Annotated in this window: 13 protein-coding genes; 3 read left to right on the top strand and 10 right to left on the bottom strand. The window is 65.4% G+C overall.

Annotation, left to right across the window (positions count from 1 at the left end; translation table 11 throughout):
- The first annotated feature begins 155 nt into the window (after positions 1–155).
- Positions 156–1,085: an MlaD family protein gene (locus ACJBF3_RS23620; RefSeq protein ID WP_016487833.1), complete on the top strand. Its 930-nt coding sequence runs from the start codon at positions 156–158 to the stop codon at positions 1,083–1,085.
- A 92-nt stretch (positions 1,086–1,177) separates the two neighbouring features.
- Entirely contained in the window at positions 1,178–1,783 is a 606-nt protein-coding gene (locus ACJBF3_RS23615) for an ABC-type transport auxiliary lipoprotein family protein (RefSeq protein ID WP_223231737.1), read from the top strand.
- A 75-nt stretch (positions 1,784–1,858) separates the two neighbouring features.
- Here the strand turns inward: ACJBF3_RS23615 and ACJBF3_RS23610 are convergent, their stop codons facing one another.
- The 9 genes from ACJBF3_RS23610 to ACJBF3_RS23570 all read right to left on the bottom strand — a co-directional run bounded on the left by ACJBF3_RS23610 (position 1,859) and on the right by ACJBF3_RS23570 (position 9,270).
- A complete protein-coding gene (locus ACJBF3_RS23610) occupies positions 1,859–3,853 on the bottom strand; it encodes a relaxase/mobilization nuclease and DUF3363 domain-containing protein (protein WP_016487835.1) in 1,995 nt (664 codons plus the stop codon).
- A 410-nt stretch (positions 3,854–4,263) separates the two neighbouring features.
- On the bottom strand, positions 4,264–4,851 hold the full coding sequence (locus ACJBF3_RS23605) for a S26 family signal peptidase (RefSeq protein ID WP_006379345.1): 588 nt from the start codon (positions 4,849–4,851) through the stop codon (positions 4,264–4,266).
- The gene (locus ACJBF3_RS23600) at positions 4,848–5,405 is read right to left on the bottom strand and encodes a DUF2840 domain-containing protein (protein ID WP_006379346.1); all 558 of its coding nucleotides are present in this window, start codon (positions 5,403–5,405) and stop codon (positions 4,848–4,850) included. The genes ACJBF3_RS23605 and ACJBF3_RS23600 overlap by 4 nt, the downstream gene beginning before the upstream one ends.
- Positions 5,402–5,665 (bottom strand): hypothetical protein, encoded by a 264-nt coding sequence (locus tag ACJBF3_RS23595; RefSeq protein WP_022652187.1) that lies wholly within the window; start codon positions 5,663–5,665, stop codon positions 5,402–5,404. Before ACJBF3_RS23595 ends, ACJBF3_RS23600 begins: the two co-directional genes overlap by 4 nt.
- Positions 5,662–6,300 (bottom strand): ParA family partition ATPase, encoded by a 639-nt coding sequence (parA, locus tag ACJBF3_RS23590; protein ID WP_003092312.1) that lies wholly within the window; start codon positions 6,298–6,300, stop codon positions 5,662–5,664. Before parA ends, ACJBF3_RS23595 begins: the two co-directional genes overlap by 4 nt.
- Before the next feature lie 241 nt (positions 6,301–6,541).
- A complete protein-coding gene (locus ACJBF3_RS23585; protein WP_022652188.1) occupies positions 6,542–7,387 on the bottom strand; it encodes a replication initiator protein A in 846 nt (281 codons plus the stop codon).
- A 26-nt stretch (positions 7,388–7,413) separates the two neighbouring features.
- Positions 7,414–7,698 carry an AlpA family transcriptional regulator gene (locus ACJBF3_RS23580; RefSeq protein ID WP_001247107.1) on the bottom strand — a complete coding sequence of 95 codons (285 nt, stop codon included), beginning with the start codon at positions 7,696–7,698 and terminating at the stop codon, positions 7,414–7,416.
- Between the two features lie 111 nt (positions 7,699–7,809).
- The gene (locus tag ACJBF3_RS23575; protein WP_006379424.1) at positions 7,810–8,580 is read right to left on the bottom strand and encodes a DUF2285 domain-containing protein; all 771 of its coding nucleotides are present in this window, start codon (positions 8,578–8,580) and stop codon (positions 7,810–7,812) included.
- A gap of 342 nt (positions 8,581–8,922) precedes the next feature.
- Positions 8,923–9,270, bottom strand: a complete 348-nt coding sequence (locus ACJBF3_RS23570) for a DUF2958 domain-containing protein (protein WP_016487838.1) — start codon at positions 9,268–9,270, stop codon at positions 8,923–8,925.
- A 287-nt stretch (positions 9,271–9,557) separates the two neighbouring features.
- On the opposite strand from ACJBF3_RS23570, the gene ACJBF3_RS23565 reads away from it, so the two are divergent.
- Positions 9,558–9,851: a helix-turn-helix domain-containing protein gene (locus ACJBF3_RS23565; RefSeq protein ID WP_006379425.1), complete on the top strand. Its 294-nt coding sequence runs from the start codon at positions 9,558–9,560 to the stop codon at positions 9,849–9,851.
- 312 nt (positions 9,852–10,163) lie between these two features.
- Here the strand turns inward: ACJBF3_RS23565 and ACJBF3_RS23560 are convergent, their stop codons facing one another.
- Positions 10,164–10,478, bottom strand: a complete 315-nt coding sequence (locus tag ACJBF3_RS23560; RefSeq protein WP_001273857.1) for a DUF736 domain-containing protein — start codon at positions 10,476–10,478, stop codon at positions 10,164–10,166.
- Between the last annotated feature and the right edge of the window lie 588 nt (positions 10,479–11,066).

The raw sequence follows: 11,066 nt of genomic DNA, 5'->3' as shown, positions 1-11,066 counted from the left end.
AAGCACCAGTGGCCGTGCGGCCGCACAGGCCACTGGTGCTTCCAGCCAAGAGACGCAGCCATGAAACCCTTCCGCATCTGCATCATTCTTCCGTCGCGCACGCATTGGGCTGGGCGCACGCAATATTTACACTCTGAAAACGAGGTGGTCTGATCATGGAGCCACGTGCCCATCATGTATTCATTGGTCTGTTCGTCGTGCTGCTCGGTGCGATTGGTATCGGCTTCGCGCTCTGGCTCAGCGACACACGTTCCGACCACGATTACCAGTATTACCGGATCATGTTCGATGAGCCAGTGACCGGGCTTACGCCCGGCAGCCAGGTTCAGTACAGCGGAATCACGATTGGCGAAGTCGTTGCACTTTCTCTTTCGCCGCCTGACCCAAGGCGGGCGATAGCGCGCGTGCGTATCAATGCCACCATCCCGGTCCGGCAGGATACCCGCGCTGAATTGGTCATCACGGGAATTACCGGCAACGCGGTGATCGAGTTGAGCGACGGTGGGCCAAACGTGCCATTGCTGGATCGGAAAGAGGACGAGGAACCGTTGATCCTCGCGCCACGTTCGGCGATGGCATCCCTGGTCTCCGGCGAGGGTAACAGCATGACGACACTCAACGGCATCTTGCTGCGCACGCAGGAGTTACTGTCGAAGGAGAATTTGGCTCTTGTGCACCGCAGTCTAGTGAATCTCGAACAGACTACGGGCGCGGTCGCTGACCAGAGGGCCGAGATCGCGACGTTAATCAGCAATCTGACCGAAGCAAGCAGAGAATCGACAGCTGCCGTGCGCCAAGCAAATAGCACTCTTCGCGATGCCAACCTGCTACTAAATAACGATGGTAAGCAAATCATGGTGAACACGCGTGATGCAACGGCATCCCTCGAACGCGCCGCTTTCAGGGTTGAGACGCTACTGCAAAACAATCAGGAATCGCTGAACCAAGGCATGGCCGCCACAGGCCCTGCCATGCACGAACTCCAGCAGGCGCTGGCCAATCTAAACACCGTGCTGCGCCGACTGGATCGCAATCCGGCGCAATACCTGCTCGGTGGAGAGAACATTGAGGAAACCAAGCCGTGAACACTTCCGCCAGGATGATTCCCGTCGCTGCCGCGACTATGACGCTAGTACTCGGCTTGTCCGCGTGCAGTGTGCTTCCCAAAACAGCTCCAATGGTCACCTACAAACTGCCCGACTATCACATCGCCCAGGCGGAGAGTACGCCACGCGCCGTTCCTGGACCTGGGGCGCTGCGCGTCTACGCCCCTGAGAGTAGTCGCGTCCTGGATTCGGAGCGGCTTTTCATTGCGCAGCCCGATGGTCGCTTGTCGGCTTGGCAAGGAGTGCGTTGGGCCGACCCCGCACCGGTGCTGCTACGCGACCGAATCGTCGAAGCCTTCATGCGCGATGGGCGGTCGACTTCGGTGATTACCGATAGCACGCCAATGAGCGCCGATATGGAGTTGCGCAGTACGCTACGGGCGTTCCAGCTCGAATACCGCGGCACTGAAGCGATCGCCGCGGTTCGGGTTCGGCTCGATGTGCAACTGGTCGATCCGGCCAAACGGACTGCTATTGCCAGTAGACGCTTCGAAGCAATCCAAGCTACAGGCAGCAAGCGAGAGGCAGATGTGGTGAGCGCGTTCGGTGTCGCGACGGACGTGTTGGCCGGGCAGATCGTTGAATGGGCAGTTCAGGTCGGGGCAGCGCGTTTGCGAGTTGCACCGGAATCGGCAAGCAACCATGCACCCACAGCGTCGGCGATAAGCACAGACTAGTCGCCTTAACGGAGCACAGAAGCTAGGGCCAGAACGCTGCTCGACACCTTAACTCGGTACGACAGCCTACGGCCCCTATCCAATCCCAGGACCTCGTTGCCGTCCAACCTCCCATGACACACCGCCGCCGCGTACAGTCGCGGCGATCTGCTGCCCCAGTCGTGGCTCGATTATCGGCCGCCAAGGCACCAGACTGAACCCCATGCCGTCATCGAGCAGCGCATAGCGACCGCTGGCGAGAATGACCGAGCGCCGGTAGATGCCGGCTACGCGCTGCCCGTCTGTGACGTGCCGATGCTCCAACCCACTATCGGCGGCAATGTGCTGGGCGGCCTGCGCCAGCTCCCGATTGCGCAGCGTTTCCAGCAGATTCCGGGAGAGAATCACCCGCTGCCCACGCCGCTGGGCCAGCCCCTGTTCTTCGAGGAAGTCGGCGCGCTGCTGCAAGGCTTGCTTGGCATCGCCACCAAAGCCCAGGTCGCCCAATCCCCGGCCGCCGCCGATCAGTTGCTGGTCGAGCCAGGTGGCGCCGATCACGCGGGCCTGCCGCTCGATCGGCAGGTGAGATTTCAGGTCCACGGCCACGCCGCCCAGTCGCTGCGCATCGTACTGGCGCCCACGCTCGGATAGGTCGTCCGGCACTTTCCATAGCCCTTCCGCCACGCGCTCCACGATGCCGGCCCGGCGCAGGGCTTCCAGCCGTCGGACGTGGGCCGCGACGACTTCCTGCGGGTCGCGGCCGGGCTTGGCTCGGCCTTGCTCGATCGCCAGGTGATGATCGGTACGGTACAGGCCATCGCTCGCCAGTGCGGCGATGTTCTTGTCCGCCGCCCGTACCTCGGCGGAACCACGCACCTCCACCACCGCGCCGGTGGGGTAGCTCGCCAGTTCGTCGCGGGCGTTCAAAGCGACGTAGTGGGCCTTGCCGTCCACGCCGTCGATGACCAGATAGCCGCGGTCGTGCAGCTCGTCGGCCAGCCCCTTGGCGGCCACGCGGCCGACGAGGGTACGGCCGTCGTCGGCCGGCTCGAATACCGCCAGCTCGCGCGGCTGGCCGCTCATGGCGCGCTGCATGGTGCGGATGATGTCGCCACGCTCGCCCAGGGCACGCAGGGTCTTCTCAGCGTCGGCATGGATGGCCCAGGTGCTGGGCTGCACCTCGTCGGCCAGGCCGAGCCGCTGCAAGCGTTGCAGCCGGCCGATCAGTAGCAGGCGCTGGCGTTGCAACGTCGGTTCGTTGAAGCGTTCGATCCGCACCCGGTCATCCTCGCCGACCTCGCGCTGCAACGTGCGGTCGAGGCTCGTCCACCGCTCTTGCTTCACCTCGCGCTGCCAGGTCTGCTGGATCTCCAGTTCGGTGCGCGGCCCCAGCCATTCCGTCGCCAGCTCGGCGGCGCGATGGCGGAAGCCGTGGGCGATGTAGTCGCCCGCGATGACGAGGTCTCTGCCGGTATCGTCGCGTCCGCGCACGATCAGGTGCGTGTGCGGGTTGTCGGTGTTCCAGTGATCGACCGCCACCCAATCCAGCCGCGTTCCCAGGTCGGCCTCCATGCGGTTCATCAGGTGCCGGGTGTAGGTGCGCAGGTCGTCCAGCTCGGCTCCGTCTTCCGGGGAAACAATGAAACGGAAATGGTGTCGGTCGTCCTGGCAGCGTTCCTTGAAGGCATCGAGGTCGGCATGGTCGGTCTGCGGCCCGTAGGCACGGCCCGGCTCGCCGTCCCGGCCGGCACCGTCGCGCTCGATGTAGCGCAGGTGCTTGGCGAGCGACTGCGGGCTGGCGTTGCGCTGGTTGACCAGCAGCGTCTTGACGGTCACGCGCCGTGACATGGGTGTCAGCTTTGCACCTGCGAAGCGCGCTGCCGTATGGCCGCGCCCAAGCCGTGAGCCGGGCCGCTGGCCCGCGTGCTGGCCGCTCCCGCCAGCGACAGGACGGCGCACCGCCGACTTGCCGCCGCTGGCTTTGCCAGCCCGCTTGAGCACCTTGGAAACGAAGCTCTGGCCCTGGCCTTTGCCTCGGTTCTTCGGCGCGCCAGGGCGCACCCGGAAATCGTCGTCGCGGCGGTCGGTCATGGCAGCGCCCCTGGCAAGCTCCGGCGTCTCCGGGCGTGCGAAGCACGCGGCCATGCCTGCATTGGCGCGGGCCGCGCGCCCCCCCCATGTGCAGACAGGCCTTCGACGCGGCCCGGTGCCGCGTCCTTTTGTCTTGCCTTCCGCCTTTGCCCCTCGCTCCCGCTCCGGGCATCGGCGGCCCGGCGGCGCTGCTGCACCAGCAGCCAGCCCGCCGGCGAACACGCCAATGGCCGCAGGCCAGGCGCGTTCGAGGCAAGACGCCTGCACGTTGGACGGCTGCGCCGAAGGCAGCGCGAAGTGCGGTGCGAATGCACCCGCACTGCACGTGCGATGACAAGGCGACGAACAGTAGAACGACATGCCCGATGGCACGATGAGAGGCGCGGCAAAGTGCAGCGAATCGGCGGCCATCATGGACGTGTCTCCAGCCAGATCGGATGCGCAACGCCGATCGCGGTGGATGCACTGACCGGCCCGAAATAGCGGCTGTCGAACGACGCTGGGTTGGTCACGCTCAAGAGGAACAGTTCGCCCGGTTCGAGACGGCGGCAAAGCTGCAAGGATGGCAGCGGTCGGCCCTGCCGGTCGGCAGGCAGGGCGGCGGCCACCGGCACGCCGTCGATGCGAACCTGGCCGGCGACGATGCAGACGTGTTGTGGCGCGACTGCGCCCACACGTTTGAGCAGCGGAACGCGGGTCGGTAGGTAACTGCGCTGCGCAGCCAGCATGGCGGCCCTGTCGGGCAGCGGCACCAGCACGATGCTGTCCACGGACAGCGGACGTGGCCGCGAGGCGGTGCGCGGGTCGAACGGTTCGATGCGATACCAACCGACCGCCACGCTGTCGGACGGGTTGTAGGCCATTCGCGGCAGGGGCTGCACGAACGCAGCCCAGGCCAGCGCAGCGAGGCCGACGGTGGCGAAGCCTGCCAGCACGAGGCGAGTGCGCAGGCGCGAGCGAGGATGCGGCACGGGGCCGGTCGTGGAAATCGTGGTCATGGCAATGCCCTCCCTGCCAGCCAGGCGGCGTGCCGTTCTGTGGTGTATGTGGGTAACGCCGAGCGCGCTGCGAGCCGGTTCGCGAGCGTGCGCCAGTACGCGGGCGATGTGTCTGCGGCTGCGATGCCCAGCGCCTCGATGTCGTCGATGCGTTCCAGCACGGCGCGAACGTTGGCATCGCCTTCGGCGTGCAACAGCAGACGCGCGCCCGGCTGCACGCCGGGGATGCGTTGCACGGCGTCCAGCGGCGTGGCGGTCTGCATCACCATGAGCTGCCAGCGGATCGTGCCGTAGTCGTTGGCCTGCCAACGGATGCGGCACAGAACCGCGTTCGGCAGGAACACGGCGCAGCGCCGCCAGCGGTCGAGCTGGAGCGTGCGCGCCGGTTCGCCGAAGCGCAGGTAGAGCTTGAAGCGGGGTTCGATGTAGGTCAGCGCCACGCGCGTCAGCGGCACGTTGCCGGCCTGGCCGGCGAGTGTCGAAGGCGCCGGCGGCGGTGCAGCCGTGGGCGCACTTGCTTTGGGGGTGTGGGCGGTCGAAGCGGATGCGTTCACGGCGTGCCCTCCGGGGGAAACTCCCGCTCCAGCAGGCTGCGCAGCAGTTCGGCTACGGTCACGCCTCGCGTGAAGGCCGACACCTTGATGCGCGCCCGCATGGCGGGCGTGATGTCAAGCGTCAGTCGAGCGGTGTAGAGGTCGCCTTTCTGCAAGGCATCTGCGTCGCCCTGGCGAATCCACGCTTCGGCGTGCGGATTCGCTGGGGGACGTACACCGATGCCGACGCGCTTGCTGCGTGGTGATGGCTTTCCAGTCATGTCGGCCACCGCAGCAGTTCGTCGGTGAGCGCGGCGATCTCGCGGGCAGCGGCGCTGTCGGGCGCGGTTTCGCGGGCGAGCCGGCCAGCGGCTACGCTGTCGGCAAAGACGATGCGCTGGTGGATCTCCGAGCGCAGCGCGGGCAGCGGCTGTTCGGCCAGCGATTGCCGTGCCTCCCTGCCGATGATGGTGGTGCTGACGCGCCGGTTGATGACGAAGGCCGCGCGTAGCGCTGGCCGGAACACCTGTGCTTCGCGGATCAGTGCGACCATCTCGGCAGAAGCCCATACGTCGTAGGGGCTGGGCTGCACGGGGATCAGCACGCGCTCGGCCGCCAGCAGCGCGGAGCGCGCGAGGGCGGCGATGCGCGGCGGGCCGTCGATGATGATGTGATCGGCCCGCCTGGCGAGTTCTGGCGCTTCCTGATGCAGCGTTTCGCGGGCAAGGCCCACGGCGCTGAACAGACGGGGCAGGCCCTGCTGGCTACGCCGCTGCGTCCAGTCGAGCGATGACCCCTGCGGGTCGGCATCCAGCAGGATGACATGCAGGCCGCGCATCGCCAGTTCGCCGGCGATGTGCGTGGCGAGCGTGGTCTTGCCGACGCCGCCTTTCTGGTTGAGAAACGCGAAGATCATGGCGCGGCCCTCCGAGCTGGAAAGCCGGCCTGGGCGTGCCATTTCGTGGTTGTCCACCGAAACGGCGCGCTTCTACTAAAAGTTATGTATTTCTTGTTAGGTAAGTTAGAGGGAACGCAAACCCGCGCCGTTGTTGGCTTTCCGGCGTTTTCGTACTCCTGATAGCACGAGGGTCGTACTCCTGATAGCACGATACCCGGTACTCCTGATAGCACGAGGCCGTCCACAGGTTCTCCCGCAGTTATCCCCGTGCCGCGTGCGGCACGGGCCGGAAGGTCAGCAGCTCGGTGTTGTCGTCCGGCATCCGCTCGATGCCGAGGACGTAGCCGGGCAACGACTGCCGCGCCACCAGGGCGCGCACGTCGTAGGCGAAGTCCGAGAAGCGGGCCGCGCTGCCGGATTTGCGGTACAGGTGTCGGAAGTCGAATTGCCAGCCGTGCTCCTGCCGCCCGCCATGCTTGCGCACCAGGCGGTACAGCCAGCGTTCGATACCGCCTTTCAAGCGGAAATAGGCCGGGTCGATGGTCAGCACCAGGGCGGCGTCGAGCACGCCGGCATAGAACCAGTCCGGCAAGATCAGCTCGATGCCCAGCGGGGTGCCGCTGGCGTCGGCGAGTTCCTTCCACTCGTTGATCCACGAGAAGCGATGCAAGCGCCTTCCCGTGGTTTCGCGGATGGACGTGGCCACCGTGGTCGATTGCAGCCGGTCGAGGGCGGCCTTCAGGCGCTGGTAGTCGTTGAGGGACGTGCCGCGCCCGATGAAGCGCAAAATCTCGTAAGGCGTGGCGCGTATCCAGCGCGACGGGCGCAGGCCCGCGTCGCGCGCCTCCACGATCTGCGAGGCGGCCCATATCAGCACGTCGGCATCCCATATCGTTGCGATGCCGTGCTCCTGCGTGCCTTCCACGCGAATGGTGACGTTCCCGCTGCGGAAGTCGATCGGCGCCGTGCGCCGCGACTTGGCAAGCGAGAAGAACGGAAAGGCCATCAAGTCCTGGGAATCGCGTGGCGCCATGTCGCCCGGCAGCGCTCGGAACAGATCGAGCTGTTCGCGCTGCGGCAAGGCTTGCCCTGGCGGGCTGGACATGGCGAAGGCCACCCACGCGCCGACGATCAGCGGCCATCACGGTAGTCGCCCGCGTGGCGCTCGGCGTATTCGGGATCGGACGTGGCCTCGTAGCTGCGCTGGTCGGCCCAGGCATCGAGGTCGGACACCGCGTACATGACGCGGCGGCCGAACTTGCGGAACTTGGGGCCGCCGCCGATCACCCGCTGCTTCTCCAGCGTGCGCGGCGACAGCCGCAGGTAGTCGGCGGCTTCGTCGTTTGTCAGGTAGCGTTGAGGCTGCGAGGTCGCAGTGACGGCAGCGGCGGCAGGCCGCGAGGGAGCAGGTCGCATGGGATGTACCTCCATCAAGCCCGGCCACACCACGCGGCCGGATAGAGGCACTCTCAAGAAAGCAAGGCTTCTTGCTAAGGGACGATTCGCACGGGTCGAGAAACGTCCCCCCTAATGCGACGGGAACATTGGAAGCTGCGCTAGTCGGCGGTAGCCGCCGTGCATCAGCTCATCGCCGCGGCGTACCAGCCGCCGCACGCGGGCACGCAATGCACTGTCTTTGTGCCAGTCGGCCGCGACGGCATCCGCGCCGAACAGACCTTCGGCCACTTCGCGCAAAGAGGCTCCCGCGAGGGTCGCGTCGAGCGCTTGCAAGGTATGCAGTTCCAGCAGCGCGGCGGGCGTGGGGCGAGAGCGGGCTGTTGCCACAGGCGCGGCCACGGTTGCGGCAGATAGCGCATCCAGCTTCGCAGCGAGCGTGCGGTAGCGCGCACAGGGCGTGGCGCAGGCGCGTGTGGCGTAGAGATAGGCCGAGCCATCTTCTAGGTCGGGTGCGAGTGCGAGCCGAACGCAGCAGCCTGGCCAATGCGATACAAGCACCAGGCGCTTGCCGTCGTGGGTCAGTTGCTTGCGCCCAGGAATGCGCCAGAACTCGAAGGTATGCGCATCGGGTGGTGGGTCGGCGTCGGGGTATAGCTGCACCACGCCGTCGTGATCGGGGAACCAAGCAGGATGTGCATCGCGCGCATCCAGGCCGGGATCTTCCAGCAGGCGCAGGCCCCAGGCCTGCGCCGCATCTGGCTTGCGACGCCGGCGTAGCCAGTCGCGCCGGTAGCTTGCATTCCTGCGCAAATACTCCCAAGCCAGCGCTGGGCCATCGAGGTGCAGCGTGTAGAGATACGCGGCCGTGGGATACCAGTGTTGGCTGCTGCGGTCAGTCATGGCGAAACCTCCCTGTTTCTGGGAACGTCGCCACAATTCCGCTGTGCGGGAGCTATCGAATCGCCATCAAGTGGTCATCAAACTCGGGTTACGCTTTAACTGCTGGTGTCAAGACAGATTCGCTCCAGTGCATTGCCGAAATCGTCTAAATGCGACGACTGCACCGCCCGGAAATGGGGTGCAGCATTGAACACCGTGCCGAATCTCGCGCCTGGCATCATGACTGTTTTGGTCAGGAGCGCACCACCCTGGTGCAAGCATGCGGATCAAGACTTGCCAGGTCTTGGCTAAGACCGAAATAGTCACAATGCGATACTTTTTGCCTGGTCGCGCTGGAATGCGTCAATCGGTGATCGAACCGTTTTCCTGAGCCAGTCGAACGTATTCCGACAGCGGCCGCGTCGGCTGGAAGTACCGATCTCGTATCACGGGCTGCTTGAGCGGCCCGACGATGGACGCCAGATCGGACAGCTTCACCGTCGCCAGGGCAGGCATCCCGATCCCGAGGTCGATCAGGCCGTAGGCCGTATCGCCATCGGTCGGATCGAGCGCGGCCAATAGCCAGGTCGCATGTGCGTCCGGTGTGAACAGGCGCACCACGGGCAGCGGGTCACATTCCTGGCCTGCGGCGCGGGTGAGGCCGTGGGCCAGTAGGTGCACCCGGTCTTCCTCGGTGACAAGCGTGGTCAAGGCCGCGCCCCTTCCACGAACACACGCAATCGCCGAGGCGCATCTGTGCCTGCGGACGGATGCACGTATGCGCAAGCGCACGAAGCCGCAAAAGCGGAGAGGCACGAAGGCGTATTGGTGGAAGTCAGGAAAGACACGGACGCGGTTCCCTGGGTCTGAGGAAATCCGCAGATGCGGATCTCCGTAAAAGCACGGAAAAGGAAAACATCACCACCAAATGAACACTATAGATTGTAGTCCTATAGGGCGCAATGGGCTGTCATCTTGGTTTTTTGGGGAAACCATAGGTGGCAGCGAAGAACTCATTGGCAGCGGCGATTCGGACGGTAAGGAAGGCGCGTGGTTTGAGCCAGGAAGCGTTCTCCAACGTGTCCAGTCGCACCTACATGAGCACGCTGGAGCGCGACCTGAAAAGCCCAACCATCCAGAAGCTGGCCGATCTGTGCGAGGTCATGGAAGTGCATCCGCTCACGCTGCTCACATTGGCTTATGCCGGTGACAGCACCCGCGAAGCTGATGAATTGCTGGCACAGGTGCGCCAGGAACTCAGGGCGATATTGGAAGAGCCCGACACGCCGTAGCGCGTTGGCGTGTGGTACTGAATTGCAGCAAGCGGAGCGCGCAGCGCCGCAGGCGCGAAGGCGTGAGGGATTGAAGCCGGATGGCCGTGACGGCTTGCCGGCACGGGGCGAAGCCCGAAAGCCCGGCGGCGCGTTCCGCGCCGACCCGCCCCACCCCGCTCGTTGACACGGATTGCGAGCCACAAGGCACGCATGCAGGCCCGCGGTGACGGGCGTATCCAGCACGCGGCAGCAGCAGAAATCCTGCGCGTGCGGTGCTGCGATCAGCAGCATCGCGCCCCGCCGCAGTGGGCGGGACGCGGTAAGCGGCTGTCAGGCCGCCTTCGGCTTGTTGCGCGACCAGATCAGGTCGTGCGTGCCGTCCTCGTTCTCGATCAGGCGGGCATAGACCGTCGCCGGGAACGAAGGGTCGTCGATGGATACGGACAGGTATTCCCGCCCGGCCTCGCTGGTCTTCTTCCACGCTGCGCCGACTTCGTGGCCAGCCGCTTGCAGGTGGAAGTCGGGGGCGTTCTCGGTGTCGCCCTTGTCGTTGGGAACCAGCTTGACCTTGACGTTGAGCGTCAGGGTGCGAAGCGTGCCGGTGAAGCCGTCTTTCTCTGCGGTGAAGGTGCCGATGTTAGCCATGATGTTTCTCCTTTCGGGTTGAACAAGGTCGCGCCAGTGCGTCCTTGTTGTGATCCGGCCGGCGGGGGATGGGCTGGTCGCACCGCGCAGCGGTCGCAACAACGTGGAGAACCTGGAAGCGAAAAGAATTTGTCCCGCGAGGAATGCGCGCAGCGCAGGGGAAATTGTTTTCGCTGCAAGGTTGCGGCCATGAAGCCCAAGGCGCAGCCGCGCCACCGCCAGGATTCACAACAAGACAAGGACGCACAGGCCGCCCGCTCCCGAATGGAGACGTGGCCAACTCGGCATCCCCGCGTGACGGCTGCACCGGCTTGCGCCCTGACGCGGGCCAGGTCAATGCCCCGACGACAAGGCCAGAGCGCCCCTGCCGCAGCTCACGGCCACATACTGAGGCGTGGTGTGGAAGCTCCATAGAAGCGAGGCTGGGCGGCGTGTCGGTGAACCGTCTTTCGTGACGTACAGACAACGAACCGCCAGCGTCGGGGACGGCACGCTTTCGTGCAACCTGCCGCAGCAAGCCGGGGCGTAGCCACACCAGCCCCGCCCATTGCGGCGGGGCTCGGTCGAATCGTTGGCGGCGCGATGCGC

Origin of the sequence: Enterobacter sp. PP-008-ECC_S150, assembly GCF_045257065.1 — a bacterium.
Taxonomy (GTDB): domain Bacteria; phylum Pseudomonadota; class Gammaproteobacteria; order Enterobacterales; family Enterobacteriaceae; genus Enterobacter; species Enterobacter chengduensis.
This window is presented reverse-complemented; position numbering and strand designations above follow the sequence as displayed.